Origin of the sequence: Autumnicola psychrophila, from assembly GCF_031846645.1 — a bacterium.
GTDB lineage: Bacteria > Bacteroidota > Bacteroidia > Flavobacteriales > Flavobacteriaceae > Autumnicola > Autumnicola psychrophila.
Genome location: NZ_JAVRHN010000003.1, coordinates 243,051 through 268,672 on the forward strand (window position 1 = coordinate 243,051; position 25,622 = coordinate 268,672).

At 36.9% G+C, this 25,622-nt stretch carries 27 protein-coding genes; 15 read left to right on the forward strand and 12 right to left on the reverse strand.

Features of this window, described 5'->3' with window-relative positions; translation table 11 throughout:
- Positions 1-72 precede the first annotated feature (72 nt).
- The 4 genes from RM541_RS05350 to RM541_RS05365 all read left to right on the forward strand — a co-directional run bounded on the left by RM541_RS05350 (position 73) and on the right by RM541_RS05365 (position 2,246).
- The gene (locus RM541_RS05350; protein WP_311499187.1) at positions 73-447 is read left to right on the forward strand and encodes a hypothetical protein; all 375 of its coding nucleotides are present in this window, start codon (positions 73-75) and stop codon (positions 445-447) included.
- Positions 448-540: 93 nt separating this feature from the next.
- Positions 541-1,158 (forward strand): YqaA family protein, encoded by a 618-nt coding sequence (locus RM541_RS05355; RefSeq protein ID WP_311499188.1) that lies wholly within the window; start codon positions 541-543, stop codon positions 1,156-1,158.
- A gap of 110 nt (positions 1,159-1,268) precedes the next feature.
- A complete protein-coding gene (locus tag RM541_RS05360; RefSeq protein ID WP_311499189.1) occupies positions 1,269-2,063 on the forward strand; it encodes a DUF1206 domain-containing protein in 795 nt (264 codons plus the stop codon).
- Between the two features lie 30 nt (positions 2,064-2,093).
- A complete protein-coding gene (locus RM541_RS05365; RefSeq protein WP_311499190.1) occupies positions 2,094-2,246 on the forward strand; it encodes a YqaE/Pmp3 family membrane protein in 153 nt (50 codons plus the stop codon).
- Positions 2,247-2,367: 121 nt separating this feature from the next.
- Here the strand turns inward: RM541_RS05365 and galE are convergent, their stop codons facing one another.
- Positions 2,368-3,402, reverse strand: coding sequence for a UDP-glucose 4-epimerase GalE (gene galE / locus RM541_RS05370; RefSeq protein WP_311499191.1), 1,035 nt, complete (start codon positions 3,400-3,402; stop codon positions 2,368-2,370).
- Positions 3,403-3,568: 166 nt separating this feature from the next.
- Here galE and RM541_RS05375 point away from each other — a divergent pair, with 166 nt between their 5' ends.
- The 4 genes from RM541_RS05375 to RM541_RS05390 all read left to right on the forward strand — a co-directional run bounded on the left by RM541_RS05375 (position 3,569) and on the right by RM541_RS05390 (position 7,296).
- Positions 3,569-3,853, forward strand: coding sequence for a DUF3817 domain-containing protein (locus tag RM541_RS05375; RefSeq protein WP_311499192.1), 285 nt, complete (start codon positions 3,569-3,571; stop codon positions 3,851-3,853).
- Complete coding sequence (locus RM541_RS05380) at positions 3,854-5,155, forward strand: mechanosensitive ion channel family protein (RefSeq protein ID WP_311499193.1); 1,302 nt, start codon at positions 3,854-3,856, stop codon at positions 5,153-5,155.
- 25 nt (positions 5,156-5,180) lie between these two features.
- A complete protein-coding gene (locus tag RM541_RS05385; protein ID WP_311499194.1) occupies positions 5,181-6,278 on the forward strand; it encodes an endonuclease/exonuclease/phosphatase family protein in 1,098 nt (365 codons plus the stop codon).
- 103 nt (positions 6,279-6,381) lie between these two features.
- A complete protein-coding gene (locus RM541_RS05390; RefSeq protein ID WP_311499195.1) occupies positions 6,382-7,296 on the forward strand; it encodes a mechanosensitive ion channel family protein in 915 nt (304 codons plus the stop codon).
- Between the two features lie 2 nt (positions 7,297-7,298).
- On the opposite strand, the gene RM541_RS05395 is transcribed toward RM541_RS05390, so the two are convergent.
- The 4 genes from RM541_RS05395 to RM541_RS05410 all read right to left on the reverse strand — a co-directional run bounded on the left by RM541_RS05395 (position 7,299) and on the right by RM541_RS05410 (position 10,478).
- Complete coding sequence (locus RM541_RS05395) at positions 7,299-7,688, reverse strand: acyl-CoA thioesterase (protein WP_311499196.1); 390 nt, start codon at positions 7,686-7,688, stop codon at positions 7,299-7,301.
- 131 nt (positions 7,689-7,819) lie between these two features.
- Positions 7,820-8,233, reverse strand: a complete 414-nt coding sequence (locus RM541_RS05400; RefSeq protein ID WP_311499197.1) for an NUDIX domain-containing protein — start codon at positions 8,231-8,233, stop codon at positions 7,820-7,822.
- A 1-nt stretch (position 8,234) separates the two neighbouring features.
- On the reverse strand, positions 8,235-9,107 hold the full coding sequence (locus RM541_RS05405; protein ID WP_311499198.1) for a DUF72 domain-containing protein: 873 nt from the start codon (positions 9,105-9,107) through the stop codon (positions 8,235-8,237).
- A gap of 12 nt (positions 9,108-9,119) precedes the next feature.
- The gene (locus RM541_RS05410; RefSeq protein WP_311499199.1) at positions 9,120-10,478 is read right to left on the reverse strand and encodes an NAD-dependent succinate-semialdehyde dehydrogenase; all 1,359 of its coding nucleotides are present in this window, start codon (positions 10,476-10,478) and stop codon (positions 9,120-9,122) included.
- 167 nt (positions 10,479-10,645) lie between these two features.
- Between RM541_RS05410 and RM541_RS05415 the strand changes: the two genes are divergently transcribed.
- Positions 10,646-11,053 carry a glyoxalase gene (locus RM541_RS05415; protein WP_311499200.1) on the forward strand — a complete coding sequence of 136 codons (408 nt, stop codon included), beginning with the start codon at positions 10,646-10,648 and terminating at the stop codon, positions 11,051-11,053.
- On the opposite strand, the gene RM541_RS05420 is transcribed toward RM541_RS05415, so the two are convergent.
- Positions 11,030-11,758, reverse strand: coding sequence for a DUF3307 domain-containing protein (locus RM541_RS05420; RefSeq protein WP_311499201.1), 729 nt, complete (start codon positions 11,756-11,758; stop codon positions 11,030-11,032). The two genes, RM541_RS05415 and RM541_RS05420, sit on opposite strands and share 24 nt — an antisense overlap.
- On the reverse strand, positions 11,755-12,420 hold the full coding sequence (locus tag RM541_RS05425; RefSeq protein WP_311499202.1) for a hypothetical protein: 666 nt from the start codon (positions 12,418-12,420) through the stop codon (positions 11,755-11,757). The genes RM541_RS05420 and RM541_RS05425 overlap by 4 nt, the downstream gene beginning before the upstream one ends.
- Before the next feature lie 190 nt (positions 12,421-12,610).
- On the opposite strand from RM541_RS05425, the gene RM541_RS05430 reads away from it, so the two are divergent.
- A complete protein-coding gene (locus tag RM541_RS05430; protein WP_311499203.1) occupies positions 12,611-13,054 on the forward strand; it encodes a transcription elongation factor in 444 nt (147 codons plus the stop codon).
- On the opposite strand, the gene RM541_RS05435 is transcribed toward RM541_RS05430, so the two are convergent.
- Entirely contained in the window at positions 13,055-15,103 is a 2,049-nt protein-coding gene (locus tag RM541_RS05435) for an HD family phosphohydrolase (protein WP_311499204.1), read from the reverse strand. It abuts the gene before it with no gap.
- Positions 15,104-15,216: 113 nt separating this feature from the next.
- Between RM541_RS05435 and RM541_RS05440 the strand changes: the two genes are divergently transcribed.
- Together RM541_RS05440 and RM541_RS05445 are read left to right on the forward strand one after the other, a co-directional pair.
- Entirely contained in the window at positions 15,217-16,395 is a 1,179-nt protein-coding gene (locus RM541_RS05440) for an acetyl-CoA C-acyltransferase (protein ID WP_311499205.1), read from the forward strand.
- Positions 16,396-16,416: 21 nt separating this feature from the next.
- Positions 16,417-17,166, forward strand: a complete 750-nt coding sequence (locus RM541_RS05445; RefSeq protein ID WP_311499206.1) for a C40 family peptidase — start codon at positions 16,417-16,419, stop codon at positions 17,164-17,166.
- A 334-nt stretch (positions 17,167-17,500) separates the two neighbouring features.
- Here RM541_RS05445 and RM541_RS05450 read toward each other — a convergent pair whose 3' ends face one another.
- From RM541_RS05450 to lon, 4 genes are all read right to left on the reverse strand, one after another.
- Entirely contained in the window at positions 17,501-17,665 is a 165-nt protein-coding gene (locus RM541_RS05450; protein ID WP_311499207.1) for a hypothetical protein, read from the reverse strand.
- Between the two features lie 106 nt (positions 17,666-17,771).
- Positions 17,772-19,625: a 30S ribosomal protein S1 gene (rpsA, locus tag RM541_RS05455; protein ID WP_311499289.1), complete on the reverse strand. Its 1,854-nt coding sequence runs from the start codon at positions 19,623-19,625 to the stop codon at positions 17,772-17,774.
- 292 nt (positions 19,626-19,917) lie between these two features.
- Positions 19,918-20,622: a (d)CMP kinase gene (gene cmk, locus RM541_RS05460; protein WP_311499208.1), complete on the reverse strand. Its 705-nt coding sequence runs from the start codon at positions 20,620-20,622 to the stop codon at positions 19,918-19,920.
- Positions 20,623-20,755: 133 nt separating this feature from the next.
- Positions 20,756-23,206, reverse strand: a complete 2,451-nt coding sequence (lon, locus tag RM541_RS05465) for an endopeptidase La (RefSeq protein WP_311499209.1) — start codon at positions 23,204-23,206, stop codon at positions 20,756-20,758.
- A 213-nt stretch (positions 23,207-23,419) separates the two neighbouring features.
- Between lon and RM541_RS05470 the strand changes: the two genes are divergently transcribed.
- Genes RM541_RS05470 through RM541_RS05480 form a run of 3 tightly spaced genes read left to right on the forward strand, consistent with a single transcriptional unit; the run spans position 23,420 to position 25,599 of the window.
- On the forward strand, positions 23,420-23,983 hold the full coding sequence (locus tag RM541_RS05470; RefSeq protein ID WP_311499210.1) for an RNA polymerase sigma factor: 564 nt from the start codon (positions 23,420-23,422) through the stop codon (positions 23,981-23,983).
- Entirely contained in the window at positions 23,970-24,530 is a 561-nt protein-coding gene (locus tag RM541_RS05475) for a DUF4179 domain-containing protein (protein ID WP_311499211.1), read from the forward strand. The genes RM541_RS05470 and RM541_RS05475 overlap by 14 nt, the downstream gene beginning before the upstream one ends.
- Positions 24,511-25,599, forward strand: a complete 1,089-nt coding sequence (locus RM541_RS05480; RefSeq protein WP_311499212.1) for a DUF4097 family beta strand repeat-containing protein — start codon at positions 24,511-24,513, stop codon at positions 25,597-25,599. Before RM541_RS05475 ends, RM541_RS05480 begins: the two co-directional genes overlap by 20 nt.
- Positions 25,600-25,622 lie beyond the last annotated feature (23 nt).

Genomic DNA, 25,622 nt, shown 5'->3' on the forward strand with positions numbered 1-25,622 from the left:
CAAAATTAAAAATAGCTTCATTTGGAGCTTTTTGAAAATGAAACTTTTTAACCTGATATAAAATATAGTCCCTTGGAAAATATAAAAGCTCAAAATTTGCTAAATAGAATCCACCGCGATTTAAACCGCAACGGAATCATTATTAATACTCTTGTAAAAGACCTTCAAGAATTAAGAGATCTAGTAGTGGAAGAAGGTAATCCCTTGCTGGCAAAAGTTATCAGGTTAGCCTACGAACACATCGAGGCTTGTGAAGGTTTTGAGATTCCGATTCCGGATGACGAACCAATTGAAGAGGGTGAAACTACTGAAATTACCGAGAAAACAAGCGGACAGGAAAGTTTAGATTATTTATTTTCTTTAATGGCAGATCCTTCTAATAAAGTTAACGAGATAGAAATTCGGGAATATGTAAATGCCTTCAGAGCCTATGAGGAGGAGAACTAGCATTTTTCTTTTTCTGTAAAGACTTCTGGAATAAATTTTAAAGAGACAGATTTCGGTTCAGTCTTTGAATAAGTAATTGCTAAAAAATTGTTGATGAAAAGGAAAGCGAAATCTAGAAAGAAGTCGCGTATACGGTTATTGCACCAGTATTATAGTTATACAGGATTCTATAAGTTTGTTTGGAAGAGTATAAAGAAAGCAATAGTTCCCATTGTTCTTTTTATAGGAGCTCTACTGGCTCTCGACTATTTTGTACTCGACATAGAAGGAATGCTGGTAACAGTTACAGAAACCTATTCTCCTTTAGGGATTATTAGTGTGTTTTTTGTTTCTGAATCGTTGCTTGGTCTTGTGCCTCCTGAATTATTTATTGCCTGGTCTGGAAAATCAGCCAGCCCCATCCTGAATCTTTCATTGTTGGCAGCTGCTTCCTATGCTGGAGGAATAGTGTCCTATTTTATAGGAAAAGGTATAACCAAGATCCCTTCTGTACATGAGCAACTGGAAGTAAATATGGCTCAACATATTGCCAATACAAGAAAATGGGGTGGTTTTTTAATTATTGTTGGAGCTCTACTTCCAATTCCGTTTGCTATAACAAGTATTGCTGCCGGCATAATAAGATTTCCCTTTCTAAGTTACCTTATGTTCGGATTGCTCCGATTTGTAAGATTCTATCTTTACGCACTTGTTATTTTCGAAATGGTTTAGAATATAAGCTTTCTCCTTAAAATCTTCAAAAAGAGCACTAAAATTTTCCCAATAAGCTGTGGCATCTATAGGATTTGAACTAATTTCAACCTGAACCAAAATCAGATTGAATGGATTCAAAGTTTAAAAAGATGGCCAGGGTAGGCTATGTGGCTAAAGGTAGTGTTTACGCTATTACTGGTGTATTAACTTTTATGGCCGCTTTTAATTTGGGAGGGCAAAAAACAGGAAAATTACAGGTAATCGAATTTCTTGAAAAACAACCCTTTGGAAATGCTCTTTTAATTCTTATAGGCTTAGGGCTGTTGTGCTATGCAGGCTGGCGTTTTATCCAGTCCATCAGCGATCCTGAAGATATAGGATCAGATAAAAAAGGCAAGGCTAAACGTACAGGTTTTTTCGTAAGTGGCCTAATCTACTTAGGCTTAGCCATTTATTCTTTTATGCAGCTTTTTACTGCAGGATCTTCCGGGGGTGGAGGCGGACAAAGTTCCTCCTTTCTGGCCGGACAAGCAGGAGTCTATATTTTTGCTGTTGTAGGAGCCGCCTTAGCGGTAGCAGGAGCTTTTCAAATTAAAAAAGCTTATACTAATGAATTTTTGAAAAAGTTCAATTACAAATCCATTTCTGAAGAGAAGCGTAGGAAAACAATCAAGAATTCAGGATACCTTGGGTTAATTGCTCGGGGTATTATACTGGGAATCCTGGCTTTTTTCTTTATTAGGGCTGCAATGGAATCAAACACATCAGACATTAAGAGTACAACAGATGCTTTTTCTTTTATTCAGGAATCCTCGTATGGATCCTGGTTACTGGGAGCAGTTGCAGCAGGTCTGGTGTGCTATGCTATTTATATGTTTATGATGGCACGTTACCGTCAATTTCAGGACGGAGAAAGTGAATAATCTAATATTAATCAACTAAATCAATTAAGTATGTTAACGATAATTCTAAATATTCTTTTACCACCTGTAGCAGTTTATATGAAACACGGAGTGGGATCTACACTGTTAATCAGCATAATATTAACCATTATAGGTTGGATACCGGGTGTAATTCATGCATTTTTGGTTAATGGAACCAAATAAACAAATTAGCTGTTGATAAGACAGGCTCTCATCAGCAAACTTTTTGACAAGAACAGGCATTTTCTTCTTTAAAGAGAGAAAATGCCTGTTTTTTTTAATTTTGTGAATAAATAAGATATTCTTATTTCTCTTCATCCTTTGATACCTCCTTCTGCCACTGCCAGGCACTTTTTAAAGCTTCTGAGAGGCTTCGACTTGCATTCCAACCTAAGACTCTATTGGCCTTTTCTGTATCAGCAAAAGCAGCAATTACATCCCCCTCTCTTCGTCCCGCAATTTTGTACGGCAGCTTTGCCCCCGTAGATTCCTGGAAGGTATTGATTACCTCCAGAACGGTATTACCCTTTCCTGTTCCAAGATTGAAAACTTCATAATTAGATTCTTCTTTACCTTCAATTAAACGTCCCAAGGCTACTACGTGTGCCTGAGCAAGATCCATAACATGAATGTAATCTCTTATACATGTTCCATCACGGGTGGGATAATTATCACCGAAAACTGACAGTTCCTGTCTTTGACCTATCGCTGTCTGGGTAATAAAAGGAACAAGATTTTGAGGAGTGCCAATAGGAAGCTCCCCTATTGCTGCTGAAGGATGTGCTCCTATCGGATTAAAATATCTGAGTGAAATAGCCTTTAAACCTGTTGCTACTTTACAGGTATCGGCTATAATCTCTTCTCCAATCTGTTTCGTATTTCCATAAGGTGACTCTGCCTTTTTTACCGGTGCATTCTCATTGATTGGAAGCTCGTCTGCCTGGCCGTATACTGTACAGGAAGAACTAAAAATAAAATTTGCCTTCGGTTTCTCCTGCAACTCCTGCAAAAGATAGACGAGAGTGGAAAGATTGTTTTCATAGTACAATAGAGGATTTTCCACACTTTCACCCACTGCCTTAGAAGCAGCAAAGTGTATAACACCATCAATGTCCTTGTATTTCTCGAAAAACTTCTTTACAGCCTCCTTTTCACGGAGATCGATTTGTTCAAAAGCAGGTCTTTTCTGGCTTATGCTTACTATTCCCTCCAGTACATCTAAAGAAGAATTAGATAGATCATCAATAATTACTACTTCGAAGCCTTTTTCCTGTAAAGCCACTACCGTATGAGAACCAATAAATCCTAAACCTCCTGTTACTAATATTTTTGAGCTCATTTGTTTCTGTTCTTTACTGTGCAAAATAGGAAAAATAGATCCTTTCCACTTTCTATTCTTTAAAAAAAATCTGGATGATTTATATTTATTTTTTAGAGAATAGAATAAAGTAATTAGAGGCAAAATTCCTTATATCCGCTATCTTTGCCATTGGAAATTAAATACTATGCAAAAAGAAAGCAAAAGAAAGACGTTTAAATGGATAAGCATTCTCGAAGGACTCTCCTATTTAATATTACTACTAATTGCAATGCCTCTTAAATATTTTTTTGATCAGCCAGAGATGGTTCGCTGGGTAGGAATGGCTCATGGTGTTTTATTTATTGCTTACGTACTAGGTGCAATGCTGCTCTACAAGAGCATGAAATGGAAATTAAAGGACCTTACAATAATATTGCTCTGCTCCTTACTTCCATTTGGGCCATTTTATGTCGACAAAAGATACCTTTAGATGATGGATTTTAATCAGGACTATAAACAAATTTTTTGTCTTTTAGAGAACCTATTAGTATCCCAGGGAGTAAATACTTTACTCGCAATGTATATTAATTTATTGGTGAACCTTAGCGTTCTGGTTCTTCTAATTCTACTTACTAATTACGTTATTAAACGCTTTGTAGTTGAAACTTTTAGAGCTTTTACAGACAAAACAACCACGACTTTTGACGACTTTCTGATAAAAAGTAATTTTCCGAAATATGTAGGACAGATTATTCCTCTACTAATCATATATTATTCAGTCCCTCACATATTTGCAGATTTTCCTCTTCTGCTCCAGAGCATACTTTTCCTGTTTAACATCTATGTAATTATTCTGGCTGTGTGGATTGTGCGAAGTTTAATCCGTACCTCCCGAAATTACCTAATGACCCAGGAAGAATATGGAGATAAGCCTATAGAAAGTTATAGTCAGGTAGTTCTTATTATTCTATGGGTGATAGGCTTTATGTTTATTTTTGCTGAAATTACGGGTAAATCTGTTATCAGTTTTGCCATATCTCTTGGTGCTGCCTCAGCAATCCTTCTACTTGTTTTTAAAGATACCATTTTAGGATTTGTAGCTTCTATCCAGGTTTCAGTAAACGATATTGTAAGAATAGGAGACTGGATCACCTTTAGTAGGTATGGCGCAGACGGGAATGTAACCGAAATAAACCTCGCTACCGTGCGGGTACAAAATTGGGATAATACCTTTACCACTATTCCCACCTATAGTCTCATTTCTGATTCGTTCCAAAACTGGAGGGGAATGCAGGAAAGTCCCGGCAGACGTATAAAAAGAGCTATATATCTTAAACAAAGCTCTGTAAAGTTTTTAACTCCTGAAGATCTTCAAAGATTCAGGAAAATTAAACTAGTTTCAAATTATGTAGAAGGTCGTCAGGCGGAAATAGACAGGTATAATGAAAAGAATAATGTAGATAAAAGTATTTATTTAAACGGTCGCAATCAAACTAATCTGGGGATATTTAGAAAATATGCCGATACGTACCTACACGAGCATTCCGCAATTAATAAGGATTTATACATTATTGTAAGACAACTTGCGCCGACGGCACAAGGTTTACCACTGGAAATTCTTTGCTTCAGCAAAGACAAAAGGTGGGAAAATTTTGAATATATAACGGCTGATATTTTTGATCATTTAATAGCGTCTGTTCCTTTTTTTGATTTAAAACTTTTTGAATCACCTTCAGGAGACGATTTAAAAAATATTATAACGGAGTCAGGTAAAAAGCAAGATCAGATTTAATTATCTTAGTAATAAACTCCCCTAAATGAAATTGAAGCCTTTTTTACTGGGTTTTGGCATTCTTGCCGTCTTATTAACACTCGCACCTATAATTGCAGCCGATTACTGGTGGATTCGTATGTTTGATTATCCTCATACCCAACTCACCATTCTAACCATGGTTGCCCTGGTGGTTTACTTTGCAAAGTTCGATATAAGATCCTGGAAGGATTATGCTTTTGTTGTGGTTCTCACTGCGTGCTTCGTATTTCAATTGTTAAAAATTTACCCTTATCTTCCACATAAGCAGTATGAGGTTGGAGAAGCTTCAGAAGACATAAAGCAAGAAAATACTATTCGCTTTTTTGCTGCGAATGTTCTGCAAAAAAATGAAACTTCAGATTTACTTATTAAAGAATTGGAAAATCAGAATCCGGACGTAATTTTATTAACTGAAACAAATTACAAATGGAAGAAAAGCCTAAGTGAAGCGACATCAAACTTTCCGTTTAAAGTAGAAGTACCCATGGATAATACTTATGGTATGCTTTTATACTCAAAACTTCCTCTAAAGAATTCAAAAATAAATTTTTTGGTAGATGATAGTATTCCTTCCATAGAAACTATTGTAGAATTGAGATCAGGTAAGGATGTACAGCTCTTTGCTATTCATCCTACACCTCCAATGCCACAGCACAACCCCTCCTCTACCGATAGAGATGCAGAAATGATGATAATTGCCAAAAAAACAAGAGCATCAAAATTACCTGTAATTGTTGCCGGTGATTTTAATGATGTAGCCTGGTCCAGTACAACGGGACTCTTTAAGGCTGTTGGTGGCTTACTTGACGTAAGAGTGGGGCGTGGATTTTTTAATACTTTTGATGCTACCAGTTCTCTTTTGCGTTGGCCTTTAGACCATTTTTTTGTTACAGAAGATTTTCGCCTGGTGGACTGCAGAACAATTGCTAATATTGACTCTGATCATTTCCCTTTTTACCTCACTTTAAGTTTTGAACCCGAACACGCGAATATGCAAAAGGCGGCAGCACCAACTAAAGAGCAAATAATGTTGGCTAATACCCAGATAGCTGAAGCTAGAAAAAAACAAGAAGAAGAAAACAATAGAAATAAAAAGGAGTAAATGTCTTGCATCTTCAACTGTTAAGAATTCCTTAATCTCTACCATTTCTGAGATTTTCAATCAGGTAAATGCTATTTTAGAAGGAAATAACAGCGAATTTTAAATGCAGCAAGATAACCGTGCTTATAGCGTAACAACAGTAAAAGATTCGTTTGAGAGATTTTATGATAACTTTATCGAACAATTACCCGGCATAGGTCTGGGTTTGCTTATTATTATTCTCGGTGTGCTCATTGGAAGCTGGATTGGCAGATTTGCTACGCGAAGAATATCTGCCCGTACTAGTGACCCATTAATGAGTCGCTTTCTTGGAAAAACAATCCGTTTTATCTTCCTGCTCGTTGCGGTTATGCTCGCATTAAGGGCTGCAGGTTTAGGAGGAATTGCTACCGGAATACTTACAGCTGCAGGTGCAAGTGCCGTAATTTTTGGCTTCGCTTTTAAAGATATAGGTGAGAACTTCATTTCTGGGATTATTTTAGCTTTTAACAGACCTTTTGATATTGAAGACACTGTTGAAATAGGAGAAAACTTCGGAAAGGTGAAAGGTCTCGAATTTCGCTATACTAAATTAAAAACCTTTGATGGTAAGGACGTATATATTCCAAATAGTGATGTTCTAACAAAACCTGTTACAAATTTTACTGAAGATGGTTTCTTTAGATGGAACTTCACTATTGGTATTGCTTATGAAAACAACATAGACGAGGCAAAAAAAACTGTGATGACCGCATTACGCGAAGAGCCTACAGTCATCGAAGATAATGATCATCAGAATTTTGTAATAGAAGACGAACTTGCTACGAGTACAGTAAACCTAAAAGTTTTCTTTTGGGTGGACACTAAAGATTTTAGAAGATTAGCACTCATTACTAAAGGAAATGTGGTAAGGGCCGTTAAAGAAGCTCTCGAAGAGAACGGTTTCTATATGCCTGCAGACATTCAGGAAATAAAATTATACGGTGCTGGCATGGAAAAAGATTTTCCCGTACGTATGAACAGAGTCGAAGAGAAATAAGATTAGTTCTCTAACCTGTCTTTCACAAATTCAACTTTGGTTTTACCATGAGGTTTAGGCTTCCCGCTTCCATCTAAAGATACCATAACTATTTTATCAATTGTAATGATAGTTTCCCTGGTCATTTTATTTCGTACTTCACATTGAAGGGTAATAGAGGCTGTGCCAAATTTCACAACCTCGATTCCAATTTCCACAATATCGCCCTCTTTAGCAGAGCTGCGGAAATCTATCTCACTCATAAATTTTGTAACTGTCTTTGGGTTCTCTAATTGAATGATACTATACAGTGCACATTCTTCATCTATCCATTCCAGCAATCTCCCTCCAAACAGCGTACGATTAGGATTCATATCCCCGGGCTTCACCCATTTTCTAGTGTGAAATCTCATTTTTTATTTTTAAAAGTAATAGAAAAACATGAGCTGATAAAATCCTATCATTAGAATTGGGTTATTATCAGAATCTGAGAATTTTATTTCGTTTTCTTTATTTCAGCTAATAAAAAATGACAATTTTCCTACTAAAGAAGCCCTCGTGCGGCCGTGATAATTTCTTCATGATCAAAAGCTAAGTCCGGAAGATTATTTATACCAAACCAACCCGCATCTTTAGCATCATCTCCTGCCTTTAAAGGTTCTTCATTAAATATACGACTCAGGAATGCTATAGAAATCATTCTCCCCCGTGGATCTCTACCCGGTTTTCCAAAGGCGCGAACTTGTTCCATAGAATCTATTTTTACTCCAGTTTCCTCCAGCAGTTCCCGTCTTGCCGCCTGTTCCAGGTCCTCTCCTTCTTCTATAAACCCACCGGGTAGCGCCCACTGATCTTTAAATGGATCTTTCTTCCTTTTAATTAGTAAAACTTTAAATTGGTTGTCAATGTGGCATAGTACCACACTATCTACCGTTATCGCTATCTCTTGCTTTCCCATTTTAGTTTAGTGTATTTGGTATTTTTAATTCTGTTCCAAACTTCTCATTAAATCTTTCAATAAAATATGCTGAAAGTAAAGGAGAAGCTAATTCCATATTTTGATGGACAAAAAAATATACATTCTTTAAACCCAATTTATACCATTCTTCCAAGCGCTCCAGCCAGTCATCCAGCCTTGAGTAGTCAGTTTCGTGGTTGGCACCATTGTACCTTATAAACGCAGTATCTGTTGTAAGGCGCATATGTAGCAAATCCCTTCTTCCTGCGCTATCTGTAATAATATTGGAAATATTGTAATTAATCAGTAACTCGTGTAGTTCCTTTGCAACTACTTTATCATTATGCCAGTCGCTATGTCTAAATTCTGCTGCAAGAGGAACTTCCTTTGGCCAGTGTTTAAAAAATGGTTCCAACCTATCCATGAACTTCGGCTGAAAATTATCCGGCATTTGAAGAAAGACCATCCCCAATTTATCTTTTAACGGTAACATGTTAGTGATAACATCGTCTACAAGTTCTTCACAATTGTTCAATCGTTTTATATGGCTAATAATCCTGGGTATCTTAGGAAAGAACTTAAAGCCTTCTTCGGCTTTTTCTTCCCACTTTTCAAATTGTGCCTCAGGAAACATCCTATAAAAGGAAGCATTCAGTTCTATAGAGTTAAACTGCGTGCTATAGTAGGCTAATTCATCTTTTGTTCCTCTAGGGTAGAATTTCTTGAGATCTGTCTTATTCCATTTTGCACATCCCACCCTAACGTCCTCAAAATTTCTTGATCCCTTTTTAGAAAGGATCTTCTCTGTTTGCAAATGAGTCTCAGGTAAAGCAAAATTCACTTTGCCAGGATCATCAACTTTTCCAAACTTCATTTAATACTAATTTTAAAATTTGTTGAAATAAACAGTTTTTCTGTTTACAAACTCCCGAATTCCATGTTCAGAAAGTTCTCTTCCGTAACCCGAATCTTTGGTCCCACCAAAAGGTAGTCGCGGATCGCTTTTCACCATATCATTCACAAAGACCGCACCATCATCAAACTTTGGTACCAGCTTGGCCGCAAATTCTGCGTCCTCTGTATAAATGGAAACTCCCAGTCCAAAAACAGAACTGTTTACCAGTTCTACGGCTTCTTCGGAATTTTTAAAAGTAGTAACACTAATAGCCGGTCCAAAAGTTTCTTCCTCAAACATGGCCATGCCTTTTTTAACTCCCGAAACCACAGTAGGTTCAAAGTAAGCCTTTTCCCTTTTTCCTCCGGTAACCAGTGTAGCTCCCTGCTCTATTGTTCTTTTAACCTGATCTTCCAGGTCTTCAGCTAAATCTTCTCTTGCTAATACTCCTATAAAAGTTTCTGAATCCATGGGATCCCCGCTTTTAAGCTCTTTTACCTGTTTTACAAACTCTCCCATAAACTCCTGCTCTATGCTTTCCTGAAGAAGTAAACGTTTTCCTGCAATGCAACTTTGGCCCGTATTCTGAAAACGAGCCATTACGCAAGATTTGACTGTCTCAGGAATATTTGCATCCTCAAATACTACCAAAGCATTACTTCCTCCCAATTCCAGCACAGATTTTTTTATTTCTTCGCCTGCTATCGAGGCAACAGAACTCCCGGCCGGTTTACTTCCGGTTAAAGTAACTGCTTTAATTCTTTTGTCCCGAATAACAGCTTCAATCTTTTTACTGCCAATGGTAAGGCTTTGAAAGCAATTTGCAGGAAATCCAGCTCTTTCAAAAACTTTTTGAATATTCTGCGCTGTTTTCATCACATTACTTGCATGCTTTAGAACACCAATATTACCCGCCATTAATGCAGGAGCAGCAAAACGAAATACCTGCCAGAATGGATAATTCCACGGCATTACCGCCAATACAACTCCCATAGGTTCATAGCTTGTATAACTTTTTTCCGCATCTGTTTCTATTAGTTCATTGGCTAGATGTTCTTTTGCATTTTCTGCATAGTATTCACAAACCCAAGAGCACTTTTCAACTTCAGAAAGAGATTGTTTTATAGGTTTACCCATTTCTAAAGTAATGTCTTTCGCATATTCCTCTTTGTTCTTCATCAATTCTTTTGCTGCTGCTTTCATTAACTTCGAACGTTCCTTAAAAGAAGTTGTTTTCCAGGAAGAAAACCTTCGATCCGCAGCTTCTAGAGCTTCTTTTACCTTCTCCTCACTAAGTTCCTCAAACCTTGTGATTTCATCCCCATTATATGGATTATGTGATATAATCATTACACTTATTTGTTATTATGATTCCGTTCAATATAACAAGAAGTGTCAGGTTAATGAGAGCGATTAAGAGGATTTTAACTACGATAATGTTTATAAGTAGTTTAAAAGTACACTGTTGTACTTCCATAATTACTTCAGAAATAATTAAATTTAAAAAACTTCTTCCTATGAACCCACGCGATCTACATTTATTGGAATCAAGACCACATATTCCTTCCGCAAAAATTACCGAGAGGATGAGTCCTGATGAGAAATTTCAAAACAGCACTTTACGTCCTGTTGCCAAGCTTCAGGATGAACTACTAATTGCAGTTTTTAAAAATTACATTGCAAAACATAAGAATATGTTTTACGATCTGAAGACAGATGAACGTTTGAAATATATTGAAAATGCTATACAAAAGGATATAAAATTCAGGAATAACTTAAAGGGTATTATCATTGGCCAGTTTACTCTGGAAGAATATGCGCTGTATATACGGAACTCTTCTGCCCTCAATAAACGGATGATGAATATCGTAAAGGAACGGCTGCAGTCGAATATTCAGCTTTTAGAACGCGATCTGGCGTACTAGCAGCCCAATTATTATTGTAATAGCAAAACTCATAAGAGTACCAATAAGCACATATTCTGTTTGTTTTCTGGCTCCTGCTTCAGATTTATCACTAAAACGTAAAATGGATTTTGCGGCTATTAAAAATCCAATTGCAGAAAAATTGTTGGTTAATATAAAGGTGAGCACCAGGATTCTTTCGAAAATTCCAATATAACGACCCGCTGCTTCCAGGCTACCGGTTTCACTCCCTGTTTTTAGTTCATTATGCCAACGTTGAGTAGCTTTACCTATAAGAAAACCTACAGGGAATATTGCGATCAGATAACCAATTGAGATCGCCAGAAAGGCAGAAGAAGAAAAGCATTTTTCTAGAAATGGCAAAATTTCATACGAACTATCCGTGATATAGATCCAGGCTATTAAAATAATTACAATATGAAATAACTGATCCAGCAAGAAGATGCGGAGGTTGTCCTTTGTACTGCTTAATTTCCATAAATCAATGCCGAAGTGAGTTAAAGTAATAAACAAGGCTATGTACCATAAGTGCCATTGTTGCAATATTATATACGTTAGTAAACCTGCTAATATGGAATGAATGTAGAGGTAAAATGACTTAGCCCTTTTCTCTCTTTTTTGTAAAACCCATGCGTTGGGTTGAAAAACAAAATCGGTTAAAATATGTGCGAGTAACAGTTGTAGCAAAATTTGGGTGGCCATCATTGCTTTAAAGATTTAGAAATTACCTGCTCATATCTTTGCAACAAGACAGATACTGCATCCCATCCTGCAGCTTTTTTCCTTTGGTTTACAGCAGATTGAGAAATGTTCAGTTTCTCTGCTATTTCCTGCTCTTTTAGTCCTTTAAGAAGATGATAAATGACTTCAGCCGAAGCAATACTCCACTTATCCATTAGCATATCCAAAAGAAGGAAACTGGCATAAAATTCGGCATTTAAATTTTCCTGAGGTGTTTTTAGAACAATGGTCCGTGACTCTTTTTTTATTTCATCAAGGCTGCGACCTGAAAATTGAAAGGCCTGTCCGTTAGACTCTGCTATAGAAGGTCTCTCAAATTCATAATCTCCAATTCCTATAGCTATTTTTAAGTCAGCTTCTTTCACAAATGCTTTGCCTCTGGATTTTTCTTTGTCCCGGACAGCATTTATGGCTGTTTTTAGGATTAGTGAGATTTCCAGGGATTTTTCAGGCGTTCTAATAATTCCCTGAAAACTGTCTCCTCTGTAAATCTTAAATTTTAGCCCTGAACCATACATTAGATTCATTTCTTTAAACTCTTCTTTAAGTTTGGATAATACTTTGGAGAGCAAATCTTTAGTATAATGTGAAGAGTTTACCAGGTCTGCTGTAATCACGGCTATCATAGTTCGAATATACAAAAAATAAGGACATAGGCTAATTTTGCCTATTTATAAGCTTTAAACCTTATAAAGTTAATTTATAAGGATAGTATCTTATTATTATTATAAAAATCAGTTATTAAACTTTTGCTAATTGTTCTTTTAAAAAATAATTGATACTTAATTTTAAAAAAATAAAAATTACAAATTTAAAATGAATAAGAAAGAAATTTACTATAAAGCAGTGGATGCTGTAAATGAGCGAATAGAAAAATATCAAAAGGAAATGGATATGATCAAGGAATCCATGGATGCGAACGATATTAAAACAGACTATGATGAAGACAATCGTGGCAAATTACTTGGTGATTTTGAACAAAATGCCGGCTATCTTGATGACTCCAGGCAAATGAAGGAAACATTAAGTGAAATCGATCTGGATCATTATAGTGAACGAGTAAGTTTTGGAAGTGTGGTAGAAACAGATAAAAATCTCTACTATGTTGCAGTCCCTATAGGAGAATTAAATATGGAGAACGGAAGTAAAGTATATGCCATCTCCACCGAAGCTCCTGTTTACCAAGGGCTAAAAGGAAAAAAAGCAGGAGAAAGCTATACCTTTAATGATCAGGAGTTCAAGATTGTAGCAGTACATTAGTTATTCGGGATACTCAACTCTCAAGTGATAAATATTCTTAAGCTTACGTTTTAGAATTTTCTTTACAAGTTGAATTTCCTTAAATGTGATATTGGAGTTTAAAAACTGGCCATCCTTCATCTGTTTATTAATAATTTTTTCAACAAAATCATCAATAAGTATAGAAGTTGGCTCTTTTAAACTCTTACTGGCAGCCTCCACACTATCACACATCATCAAAATCGCAGTTTCCTTACTAAAAGGAATGGGTCCGGGATAACGAAAGTCATCGGGATTTACTTCTTCACTACTACTTTCCTTTTCTTTCATAAGAAAGTAATAAACAGTGCTCGTTCCATGATGGGTTCTAATAAAATCTATCACTCTATCTGGAAGATTATTCCGCTTGGCAATCTCAATACCCTTAATTACATGTTCAATAATAATCTCTGCACTTTCGCGGGGTGAAAGTTCATCGTGAGAATTAACAGCAGTAGTTTGATTTTCTGTAAAGTAGGTCGGGTTCTGCATTTTACCAATATCGTGGTACAGCGCACCAACTCTTACCATCATTGCGTTTGCCTGAATTTCGTTAGCTGCAGCTTCGGCAAGATTGGCAACATTTAATGAATGGTGAAAGGTTCCCGGCGCCTTTTCTGCAAGTTCTTTAAGTAATCTGGAATTAGTATCAGATAGTTCCAGCAAAGACATATCGGAAACCATCCCGAAGATTTTTTCGTAAATATAAATAAGTGGTTGAACAAAAAGCGTAGCGAGTCCACCAAGTAGAAAAGTAAGAAATACCTCCCCTTCCACATCGGCTATACTTCCCTCCTGGATAATGGTAAAGGCAAAATAGGAAATAATATATACCAGAGTTATCTGCCCCACCGATATAAAAAGATTTGCTCGCTTATACAATTCTGAAACCGTCAGAATTGTTACAATACCAGCTATAATTTGCAGAAACATATACTCATAACTATTAGGCACAATAAACCCAAGCAACAAAACAGTTATTACATGTGTAAAAAGCCCCAATCGCGCATCAAAAAAAGCTTTAAGAGTTAAAGGCAAAATACAAAGAGGAACCACATAGACATAATCTATGTTAAATTTTACCACCAAAGTGGTAAGCATTACCATAAAAATAATATTAAAAAATATAAAAGTAACTTTTACATTATTTTCAAATATATCTCTTCTATACTTTCTAATAAAGAGCAATAACATAAGCAAAGCCAGAGCTACCAAAGTACTATAGCCAACTAAAATCCAGTTGTGATTGTCCTCGCTCCATACCTGTGATTCATATTCCTGTTTAAGAGATCGCAAAATATTATACTTGGCATTATCCACAACTTCCCCTTTCGCAATAACCCTACTCCCCTGTTCAATAATACCCCGTGTATACGAGATATTATTCAGTTTGCTTTCCAGCTCTTTTTGAGTGAGATCGTTATTGTAGACAACATTGGGTTCTACGGAATTAAAAAATACTTCCAGCAGTTCGGTTCTAAAAAATCCAAGATTTGCCTGATCTATTTCGTTATTGAGAAAAGTGCTGATATCTCCCTGCTTCAGGATCTTCTTATAGGTAACTTCGTAGGCTTCATTTCCCTTTCGAAGATAAACCAGCTGCTCAGGTTGCATCCTGCTACTCTCCTGCAACAAACCATTATTGTAGATTTTCTCTATTGTATTTTCTACAAAATTATTCAGCGGCCTTTCTGCTAAGTCAAGTATGCTATCACTAAAAGTTCTTTGAATTTCCTGAAGTCCATCGAATTTCACTCTTTCTACTACAGCCGTATCAAATTCATAGTAAGGGATAAGACTATTCCTGATTTCCTGTCTTTCCTCCTGGATCTCCTCTTCGGTCTTTAAAATTGCAAAATCAAACGGAGCATAAAGGTTTTCATATTGCCAGGGTTTATTTTTGGGGATGTCGTACTTAAATTTCCCTCCCTTTGGCAGCAGGTAAACTATTAAAACTGCGGTGAGTATAAATAAAAAAACTTTATAAAAAAGCGCCTGGTTTTTATAAAGGTTATTTACGAAATTGCTCATACATAAATTCAGCTAGTAATCAAATGTACTAAAAATCACCCTGAATCATAACCTATTATTAAGTTCCTTATAAAATCATTAACTTCGCAATACCACACATACAATAAAAAATTATGAATAGAGAAGTAGTAATAGTAAGTGCAGTACGCACTCCCATAGGAAGTTTCCTTGGGAGCCTTTCCAGTGTACCCGCCACAAAACTGGGATCTGTAGCAATAAAAGGAGCATTAGAAAAAATAAACCTGAAGCCTGAGCTTGTAGAAGAAGTTTTAATGGGAAACGTTGTGCAGGCAGGCGTGGGACAGGCACCTGCAAGACAGGCTGCCTTAGGTGCAGGTATCCCTGCAACCGTTCCCTGTACAACAGTCAATAAGGTTTGTGCAAGTGGTATGAAAGCCATGATGCAGGGAGCTCAATCTATAATGTTGGGCGATACTTCCATAGTGGTTGCCGGAGGTATGGAAAATATGAGTCTCATTCCGCATTATATCCACCTTAGGAATGGTAAGAAATTTGGTCCCGCAAATATGGAAGACGGCCTGCAAAAGGACGGACTTGTAGATGCTTACGATAACAATGCCATGGGTGTATGCGCAGACTTATGCGCAAATGAGTATGATTTCTCAAGGGAAGATCAGGACACATATGCAATCCAATCTTATAATCGATCCACAAAAGCCTGGAAAGAAGGTAAATTCAATAATGAAGTGGTTCCTGTTGAAGTTCCACAGCGAAAAAGGGCCCCTATTGTTGTAAAAGAAGATGAAGAATATAAGAATGTGAAGATGGACAGAATTTCTTCTCTTAAACCTGCTTTTAGTAAAGAAGGTACGGTAACAGCAGCAAATGCTTCTACAATAAATGATGGTGCTGCAGCAGTGGTACTAATGAGTCGTGAAAAAGCTGAAGAATTAGGTTTGAAAATTCTGGCCACCATTAGAAGTTTTGCAGATGCTGCCCAAGAGCCAAAATGGTTTACCACTTCACCTGCTAAAGCGCTTCCTAAAGCATTAGCAAATGCCAAAATTAAACAGGAAGAGGTAGATTTCTTTGAATTTAATGAAGCTTTTTCTGTTGTAGGTCTCGCTAACATGAAAATTTTAGGACTTAGTGATAAAATCACCAACGTAAACGGAGGATCTGTTTCGCTGGGACATCCACTAGGATGCAGCGGTGCCAGAATTGTGGTAACTTTATTAAATGTGCTGGAACAGAATAATGCTAAAATAGGTGCTGCAGCAATTTGCAATGGCGGTGGTGGTGCCTCAGCTATGATAATAGAACGTCCTTAACTTCTTTTTAATTTCTACTGAATGCAATATGGTATTTGCCATTTAAGTATCGCTCCTATTCGAATTTCTCCTTCCCATCAAAGTGAAATGGTCTCCCAGGTATTATATGGTGAACATTTTAAAATTCTTGAAGAACGAGGTAAATGGAGCAGAATTCGTCTCGCTTTTGATGAATCTGAAGCATGGATAAGCAACAAACAATATCTTAAAATAGAAGAAGAAGAATATCACAGCCTCTTAGGCCAAGATCAAAGTTTATCGGCCGATTTGTTGAGTTATGTGGTAAATAAGCAGGGGCATTTAATGGCTGTCCCCTTGGGATCATCTTTAAATTTTGTTCAAAAACTTCAACATAGATTTGAAGGGGAAATATCTTCAGGTATAAGCAATAAAGAGAAGTTAGTACACTCTGCTCTTCTATATTTAAACTGCCCCTATTGCTGGGGTGGTAAATCTCCTTTAGGAATTGACGCGAGTGGTTTTACACAAATGGTCTATAAATTGAATGGCCACAGAATCAAAAGAAATTCTGAAGACCAGGCAAGACAGGGATTAGCATTAAGTTTTATTGAAGAAAGCGAACCCGGAGATTTAGCATTTTTTGACAATAATGAAGGAATCATTGATCATGTAGGTATTATGATGCAGGATAATTATATTATTCATGTAGACGGAATGGTGAGAATAGATCGTATTGATCATTCCGGCATTTTTAACGTTGACCTAAAACGACATACTCATAAACTTCGTGTCATCAAGAAAATTATTTAAAAAAAGAAGCCGTCTCATTTACCAAAATGAGGCGGTTTTTTATTTATATGGGAATTATATACCAGATGATTTTATTTTTGCACGGATTTTCTTCGATAATTAAAGAAAGCTGTTCTTAGGCACTCTTATTTGTTAAGTTATGTGCCAGGGCGTGTAATCCGAATTTTCCAGTTCATTTTTCCCAGTCCACGGTAGGGTAATCTTTTAAAATTTCAGTGGTGTTTTATATGAGCAAATACCCGCTCTACATCTGCCGTTCGTTTTTTTATTTTTGTTCCTCTATTTCTGATAATAGCTCCTCCCGAACCTTTTGTTTATATCGCTCAAGGCATGGTTACTTTCTAAAAATCAATGGCTGAATATCCAAATGTTCAATCACTCCATTGACAATTTTAACCGGATGATCCCCAAAAATCAATTCTTCAAAGAATGGTAGTAGATGCCAGTTTTGCTGCTGGTTATACTCTTTAGATTTATGATTAATAATTTTCATCACCATTACTTAAAAATTTAAAATCCTTACAAAAAAGCAGCTGCAGTCGTAAAACAAAAAAGCTGCCTCAAATAAATGAGACAGCTTCTTTAAATTTATAAAACTTCGGAAATTATTTTCCTTCCATTTTGTCTTTCAATGCCTGAAGATCTGCATTAACATCACCAATAGTGGTGTTTGAGCTGTTTTGCGCGGCAGCTTTCTTAGCAGCCTGCTTAACGATCTTCTGCTCTTCCTCTCTGTGAACAGCAGCGTGAGACGCCACTACTCTCTTGAATTCTTTATTGAATTCAATGATCTGGAATTCTGCAGATTCACCTTTCTTCAGTTTGTTACCGTCTTCTTTCTCAAGATGTCTTTGTGGAACAAAAGCAGTAATATCTTCGTTAAAGTCGATGGTAGCACCTTTGTCTACGATTTCAGAAATTTCAGCAGTATGAGTAGTTCCTACAGCGAATTCATCTTCGTATTTATCCCATGGATTGCTCTCGATTTGTTTGTGACCTAAACTTAGTTTACGCCCTTCAACATCAAGCTCCAATACAACAACTTCCAAAGTATCACCTACATTAGTGAATTCTGATGGATGTTTGATTTTCTTGGTCCATGAAAGATCAGAGATATAGATCAATCCGTCAATTCCTTCTTCAAGTTCTACGAACACACCAAAGTTGGTGAAGTTACGTACAATACCAGAATGTCTTGAACCTACAGGATATTTAGAAGTAATATCTGTCCATGGATCTGGAGTCAATTGCTTGATACCAAGGGACATTTTACGATCTTCCCTGTCTAAAGTAAGGATTTGAGCTTCAACTTCATCTCCAACATTTACGAAATCCTGAGCAGATCGCAAGTGCGTGCTCCATGACATTTCAGAAACGTGGATAAGACCTTCCACACCTTCAGCAACTTCGATAAATGCACCATAATCTGCGATTACAACTACTTTACCTTTTACTTTATCTCCAACTTTAAGCTCATTGTCAAGTGCTTCCCAAGGATGCTGACTCAATTGCTTAAGACCTAACTGGATTCTTGTCTTAGCTTCATCAAAGTCAAGAATTACCACGTTAAGTTTCTGGTCTAGTTCAACAATCTCGTTTGGATGGTTAATTCTTGACCAAGAAAGATCGGTGATATGTACAAGTCCATCAACACCTCCAAGGTCAACAAATACTCCGTAAGAAGTAATGTTTTTAACAGTACCTTCAAGTACCTGACCTTTTTCAAGCTGACCGATGATTTCTTTCTTCTGCTCTTCAATATCTGCTTCGATAAGCGCTTTATGAGAAACAACAACGTTTTTGAATTCGTGGTTGATTTTTACAACCTTAAATTCCATTGTTTTACCTACATAAGCATCGTAGTCACGGATTGGCTTAACGTCTATCTGAGAACCTGGCAGGAACGCCTCAATTCCAAATACGTCTACAATCATACCACCTTTGGTACGACATTTCACAAATCCATTTACAATAAGACCTTCGTCATGTGCTTTGTTCACACGTTCCCAGGCTTTGATCACACGAGCTTTACGGTGAGAAAGGATTAATTGTCCTGTTGCGTCTTCACGAACATCAATTAATACCTCAACAGCATCTCCTTCTTTAAGATCTGGATTGTAACGGAATTCATTTAAGGAAATAACTCCTTCACTTTTCGCGTTGATATCAATAATCGCGTCACGATCTGTAATATTAATTACAGTTCCCGTAACAACCTCATCATTAAGTGTATCTACGAAATTCTCTTCTACCAATTTTTCAAATTCTTCCAGCTTCTGGTCATCAATCGGGTCGATCCCCTCTTCATAATTATGCCAGTTGAATTCTTTAAGGAATTGCTCAGGATCTTGTTGTTGCTTAACAGGTTCCGGTTGTGAATCTGTAGCCATTCCAGCCACTTCCTGAACTTCAGGTGCGTTAGATTCCTGAGATTCTTGTTTGTTTGTTTCTTCAGCCATTGCTGATAATAATATTTGTATCCTGTGTTTCTTCGGAAGAAATTCTGCAATTAAAAACACAGAAGTGATTTTAGTATTTGATTTTCAGCCCTTTTTGCTCTCCCGGATTATTGCCAAAAAGGAGTGCAAAAATACAACTTAATTTCTGAATTTCAAATCTATAAACTTATCTTTTGAAGATTATTTTAAAAATTCTCTAAAAGAAAAAGTTAAACCCAAACAACTACACTGCCAATTCACAACCTCTTTCTGAAGATAAAGATTAAAATTGACTGGTTTACAGAAACATAAACTACTTATTTTGTGCCGCAGCGATTGCCTCTTTAGCTAATTTCATAATTTTCTCTGACTGTTCCTCCAGAGTTAAATCAGAATTATCAATTTCTATAGCGTCTTTGGCCATAATCAGAGGAGAATCTTCACGGGTAGAGTCCATATAATCTCTCTCTTTTACATTCTTAAGCACATCTTCAAACGCTACATTTTCACCACGCTCACATAATTCTTTATATCTTCTTTCTGCACGGGTTTGCGTAGAGGCGGTCATAAATAATTTTAAATCGGCATCGGGAAAAACAACAGTTCCAATATCACGGCCATCCATCACCACACCTTTATCTTTTCCCATTTCCTGCTGTTGTTGTACTAACATCTCCCTCACTTTAGAAACCGTCGCCACCTTACTTACATTATTGGAAACTTCCATTAAACGGATTTCTTTTTCCACGTTTTCTTTATTCAGATAAATCTCTCCGTAACCCAATTTTTCATCGAAAACGAACCTTAGGTTAATAAAAGGCAAGTGGCGAAGAATTGCTTCTTCATCAAAATTAGTTTCTGTCACGAAAAGATGGCGCATTACATATAAAGTAACCGCACGGTACATTGCTCCGGTATCAACATAAATATATCCCAGTTCCTTTGCAAGCTGCTTTGCTATAGTACTTTTCCCTGTAGAAGAAAAACCGTCTATAGCTATAGTTATCTTTTTATCCATTAGATTTTATTATAAGTACGAAAACTACAATATTAAGCATTAGACCATGTACTCCCTAATTTCTCAATAAAGAAAAGCCCCCAAAAAGATAGTTACTTTTTCGAGGGCTTTTATTAAAACTTATGATTTTTAACTACAATTTCTTTGCATTTACCACCTTCTGCTTTGTAACTGCAATATCTATTACTTCGCTCATGTCTCGTACATAATGAAACTTAAGACCTTTTAAATAGTCTTCTTTGATTTCCTTTATATCACGCTCATTCTCCTCGCAAAGGATAATTTCCTTTACCCTCGCTCTTTTAGCTGCAAGGATTTTCTCTTTTATTCCACCAACCGGCAAGACTTTACCTCGCAAGGTAATTTCTCCAGTCATCGCAATACTTTTCTTTACTTTCTTTTGAGTAAAAAGCGAAACAAGAGAGGTTAGCATGGTAATACCCGCACTTGGACCGTCTTTTGGAGTTGCTCCTTCCGGCACGTGAATATGTACATTATATTGATCGAAAATCGAAGGGATTATTCCCAGCTGTTCCGCATTGGCCTTGATATATTCCATAGCAATAGTGGCCGATTCCTTCATTACTTTCCCCAGATTTCCGGTAATATTTAGATTTCCTTTTCCTTTGGAAAGTATGGATTCTATAAACAGAATATCACCACCAACCTGCGTCCATGCTAATCCTGTAACAACACCCGCAACATCATTGTTTTCGTATTTGTCCCGCTGCATTTTTGGGCTTCCAAGTACTTCAATGATATCTTCATCGGTTACTTTTATATTGTACTCTTCTTCCATCGCAATACTCTTGGCCCCGTGACGCACCATTTTTGCGATTTGCTTTTCCAGCCCACGTACTCCAGATTCCCTGGTGTAACCCTCAACAATAGATTCCAGTTGAGATTTGCCTATTTTAATGTGTTCTTTGGTCATCCCGTGCTCTTCCAACTGCTTAGGCAACAAATGCCTTCTGGCAATCTCCACCTTCTCCTCTATCGTATAACCGGTAACATTAATAATTTCCATACGATCACGCAGGGCGGGTTGGATAGTTTGTAAGGTGTTACTTGTTGCAATAAACATCACCTTAGAAAGATCGTAACCCATCTCAAGAAAATTATCATGAAATTCGCTGTTCTGTTCAGGGTCAAGCACTTCCAGTAATGCTGAAGAAGGGTCTCCTGCATTGCCTATACTTAATTTATCAATTTCGTCAAGAACAAAAACAGGATTGCTGGTTCCGGCTTTCTTCAGACTCTGAATTATCCTACCCGGCATTGCTCCTATGTATGTTTTACGGTGTCCCCTTATTTCTGCTTCGTCACGCAAACCTCCCAGGGAAATTCGCACGTATTCGCGACCTAAAGCCTCGGCAACAGACTTACCAAGAGAAGTTTTACCTACTCCGGGAGGTCCGTAAAGGCAGAGAATTGGCGACTTCATATCATTACGCAATTTTAATACCGCGAGATATTCAATAATTCTGCGCTTTACATCGTCCAGTCCGTAATGATCACGGTCAAGAATTTTCTTTGCCCTTTTAAGGTCAAATTTATCTTTACTGAATTCATTCCATGGCAAATCCAGGTATAAATCGAGGTAATTTCTTTGTATAGAATATTCTGCCACCTGCGGATTCATACGCTGCATTTTGGAAAGCTCTTTTTCAAAATGCGTTTGCACGTCCTCATCCCATTTCTTCTTTTTGGCCCTGATGCGCATTTCTTCGATTTCATCTTCATGTGAAACTCCACCAAGTTCTTCCTGGATAGTTTTCATTTGCTGATGAAGAAAATATTCACGCTGTTGCTGGCTCATATCGCTCTGCACCTTCGACTGAATATCATTTTTAAGTTCCAGTTTCTGAAACTCCACATTCATATATCTTAGGGTAGAAAGAGCCCGTTCTTTTAAATCATTTGTCTCCAACAGCTTCTGCTTCTCCTCTACCGTAAGATTCATATTAGCAGAAACAAAATTGATTAGAAACGAGGAGCTCTCGATATTTTTAATAGCAAAAGAAGCTTCAGAAGGAATATTTGGACTTCCTTTTACAATCTGCAAAGCCAGTTCCTTTATTGATTCTGTAATAGCCGAAAATTCTTCGTTATCTACTGCAGGTCGTGCCTCCGGAACCTCCTGAATGTTTGCAGTTAGGTAAGGGTCTTCGCTTGTTATTTCAGAAATACTGAAACGCTTTTTACCCTGGATAATTACCGTTGTATTCCCATCCGGCATCTTAAGAACCCTAAGGATTCTTGCAACGACACCAATTTGGTTAATATCCTTTACTGAAGGATTTTCAACTTCTTCATCTTTCTGCGATACTACCCCAATAATCTTGCTTCCATTGTTTGCTTCATTAATTAATTTAATAGAAGTGTCCCTTCCGGCTGTTATTGGAATTACAACCCCCGGAAATAACACAGTATTCCGCAATGGTAGGATTGGCAAAGATTCGGGAAGATCTTCCCTGTTTATTTCTTCTTCATCTTCAGGAGTCATCAGCGGTATTAATTCTGCATCTTCATCAATACCCTGCAGTGACAAACTGTCAAGATTAGTAAATTTTGTGTTAGCCATAATTTATTTTAGGTCAAACTGTCACTACAGTTTGTAATTTGTATTAAGATTTAATCCTGCCCCAGACCCTTAATTACAAGGCGTTACCTAAGAGAGCTCAGATTCCTGAACACTAATTCAATTCCTGTGCCATGCTTTTCTTCAAAATAATTTTATCGAAACTGTAACAAAATGGAAACGGCGCTATCTTTATAAGTAGATAACAAGAGTTTTTTGACACCAACCATCACACATATTAATGATCTTGTTGCCGCTTGCCGTAAAGGTGATCAACGAGCACAAATGGAAATTTACAATCGCTTTTATAAGGCGATGTATAATACAGCTTTGCGCATTGTAAAACATTCTGCCGAAGCGGAAGATATTATGCAGGAGGCGTTTCTGAATGCTTTTACCAAAATTGAAAGCTTTAATGGTGAATCCACTTTTGGAGCCTGGCTAAAGAGGATTGTGGTAAACAAGTGCATAAGTGTCTATAACAAGAAAATAAAATATGAAGAAGTAAGCTATAATGATGAATTAAAAAATGAAATAGATGATTCCGAAGGTTATATAATTAATGAAGAAAAGACCAGTGAAAAAGTGGAGGTGCTTCTGACTAAATTAAATTCATTAAAAGAAAACTACAGGATGTGTTTAACGCTGCATCTAATTGAAGGCTACGATTATGACGAAATTTGTGAAATTATGGAAATCAGTTATGCCAACTGCAGAACCACAATTTTCAGAGCAAAAGAAAGTCTTCGCAAAAAACTATTGAACCATGAAGAAAGATAATATAGAAGAGCTATTCAGGGATGTGGATTTCGACACTTCAGAACCTCATGACGGGCACAGAGAACGATTTTTAGAAAAACTAAAGGATGAAAATTTTTCAGCAAAAAAGAAGCCCCGTGTAAGAAGTTTATGGGCAACTTTTCTTGGAATTGCTGCCGGTCTTGCACTGCTGGTCTTTTTAGGCGGAACGTATTTTAATTACCAAGCGCTGGGCAGTTCGTTGGATCTGGCGAGCGTTTCTCCGGAAATGAAGCAAACCCAGGAGTTTTATACTTCTTTAATTGAAAATGAATTAAAAGAAATACAGGAAGAAAAATCTCCAGAAACTGAAGCCATAGTAAAAGACGCGCTGGCCCAAATGGCAAAATTGGATACCGAGTATGAAGAACTTAAAAGGGATCTTTTAAAAAGTGGTAAGGATAAACGAGTGATTCACGCCATGATCAACAACTTCCAGCAACGCATTGATTTACTGAACACAGTTTTAACCCAAATTGAAGAAATTAAACTATTAAAAAACAACAGTCATGAAAACTACATTATATAAACTACTGCTATTGCTCCTTCTTTCGCCGTTCTTGAGCTTTTGCAACAATGACTTTAACGGGAAACATACCAAAACCAAGAAAATCTCCAAAGAGTTTAAAGTCTCCGCGACTTCAGATCTTATCGTAAATAACAGCTATGGAAATATTGACATTTCTACCTGGAATGAGAATCGGGTGGTAATAGAAGTCTTCATTAAAATTAACGGAAATGATGAAGAAGCGGTGCAGAGAAAACTGGATGATATTAATATTGAATTTAATCAGAATTCTTCAGGAGTAATTGCAAAAACTCACTTTTCCAGGGAAGACAAATCCTGGTGGGAGCAGCTTTTTAGCGGTAGTAGTAACGTAAATATGGAAGTGAATTATGTAATAAAAGCTCCAGAAAGAAATAATGTGGACCTGAACAACGACTACGGCGGAATTTATATTGACCGGCTGTTGGGAAATTCAAAGATATCCTGTGATTACGGTAAGATCGATATTGGTGAATTAAGGAGCAGCTCCAATTATCTCAGTTTTGATTACACCCGGAACAGCCATATCGGCTACGTTAAGAATGCAGAGATTAACGCAGATTATTCAGATTTCACCATCGAAGAGGCTGAAAAACTTGATATAAATGCAGACTATACGAACTCAAAAATCCTAAAGGTTGAAGACGCAGCTTTCAATTGCGATTATGGAAGTATTACTATAGAAAAAGTAAGAAGGCTTGCCGGAAACGGAGATTATCTGAGTACGAAAATCGGCAGGGTGTTTACCTCGTTGGTCCTCGATCTTGACTACGGCTCTGCCTCTATAGAAAAACTTGTAAAAGGTATGAAACAAGTAAAAATTGATACAGATTATACCGGAGTAAAAATTGGCTATGATGCTGCACAGGCTTTTGATTTTAATATCAAAACTTCTTACGGCGGTGTAAAAGGTATAAACGATTTTGAAGTGAATAAAAGAAATGAATCCGGTACAAGTAAAAGTTATGAAGGCTATCACCTCTCCAATAACAGCGGAAGTACAATAAATATTTCTACCAGTTACGGCAGTGTTTCATTTAACAGACAATAACTAATCATCAATCAAATTATTAA

Coding starts and splice junctions, on each gene's coding strand:
- RM541_RS05355 (WP_311499188.1), top strand. CDS start 541: ATGAAAAGGAAAGCGAAATCTAGAAAGAAGTCGCGTATACGGTTATTG.
- RM541_RS05360 (WP_311499189.1), top strand. CDS start 1,269: ATGGATTCAAAGTTTAAAAAGATGGCCAGGGTAGGCTATGTGGCTAAA.
- RM541_RS05365 (WP_311499190.1), top strand. CDS start 2,094: ATGTTAACGATAATTCTAAATATTCTTTTACCACCTGTAGCAGTTTAT.
- galE (WP_311499191.1), bottom strand. CDS start 3,402: ATGAGCTCAAAAATATTAGTAACAGGAGGTTTAGGATTTATTGGTTCT.
- RM541_RS05375 (WP_311499192.1), top strand. CDS start 3,569: ATGCAAAAAGAAAGCAAAAGAAAGACGTTTAAATGGATAAGCATTCTC.
- RM541_RS05380 (WP_311499193.1), top strand. CDS start 3,854: ATGATGGATTTTAATCAGGACTATAAACAAATTTTTTGTCTTTTAGAG.
- RM541_RS05385 (WP_311499194.1), top strand. CDS start 5,181: ATGAAATTGAAGCCTTTTTTACTGGGTTTTGGCATTCTTGCCGTCTTA.
- RM541_RS05390 (WP_311499195.1), top strand. CDS start 6,382: ATGCAGCAAGATAACCGTGCTTATAGCGTAACAACAGTAAAAGATTCG.
- RM541_RS05395 (WP_311499196.1), bottom strand. CDS start 7,688: ATGAGATTTCACACTAGAAAATGGGTGAAGCCCGGGGATATGAATCCT.
- RM541_RS05400 (WP_311499197.1), bottom strand. CDS start 8,233: ATGGGAAAGCAAGAGATAGCGATAACGGTAGATAGTGTGGTACTATGC.
- RM541_RS05405 (WP_311499198.1), bottom strand. CDS start 9,107: ATGAAGTTTGGAAAAGTTGATGATCCTGGCAAAGTGAATTTTGCTTTA.
- RM541_RS05410 (WP_311499199.1), bottom strand. CDS start 10,478: ATGATTATATCACATAATCCATATAATGGGGATGAAATCACAAGGTTT.
- RM541_RS05415 (WP_311499200.1), top strand. CDS start 10,646: ATGAACCCACGCGATCTACATTTATTGGAATCAAGACCACATATTCCT.
- RM541_RS05420 (WP_311499201.1), bottom strand. CDS start 11,758: ATGATGGCCACCCAAATTTTGCTACAACTGTTACTCGCACATATTTTA.
- RM541_RS05425 (WP_311499202.1), bottom strand. CDS start 12,420: ATGATAGCCGTGATTACAGCAGACCTGGTAAACTCTTCACATTATACT.
- RM541_RS05430 (WP_311499203.1), top strand. CDS start 12,611: ATGAATAAGAAAGAAATTTACTATAAAGCAGTGGATGCTGTAAATGAG.
- RM541_RS05435 (WP_311499204.1), bottom strand. CDS start 15,103: ATGAGCAATTTCGTAAATAACCTTTATAAAAACCAGGCGCTTTTTTAT.
- RM541_RS05440 (WP_311499205.1), top strand. CDS start 15,217: ATGAATAGAGAAGTAGTAATAGTAAGTGCAGTACGCACTCCCATAGGA.
- RM541_RS05445 (WP_311499206.1), top strand. CDS start 16,417: ATGCAATATGGTATTTGCCATTTAAGTATCGCTCCTATTCGAATTTCT.
- RM541_RS05450 (WP_311499207.1), bottom strand. CDS start 17,665: ATGGTGATGAAAATTATTAATCATAAATCTAAAGAGTATAACCAGCAG.
- rpsA (WP_311499289.1), bottom strand. CDS start 19,625: ATGGCTGAAGAAACAAACAAACAAGAATCTCAGGAATCTAACGCACCT.
- cmk (WP_311499208.1), bottom strand. CDS start 20,622: ATGGATAAAAAGATAACTATAGCTATAGACGGTTTTTCTTCTACAGGG.
- lon (WP_311499209.1), bottom strand. CDS start 23,206: ATGGCTAACACAAAATTTACTAATCTTGACAGTTTGTCACTGCAGGGT.
- RM541_RS05475 (WP_311499211.1), top strand. CDS start 23,970: ATGAAGAAAGATAATATAGAAGAGCTATTCAGGGATGTGGATTTCGAC.
- RM541_RS05480 (WP_311499212.1), top strand. CDS start 24,511: ATGAAAACTACATTATATAAACTACTGCTATTGCTCCTTCTTTCGCCG.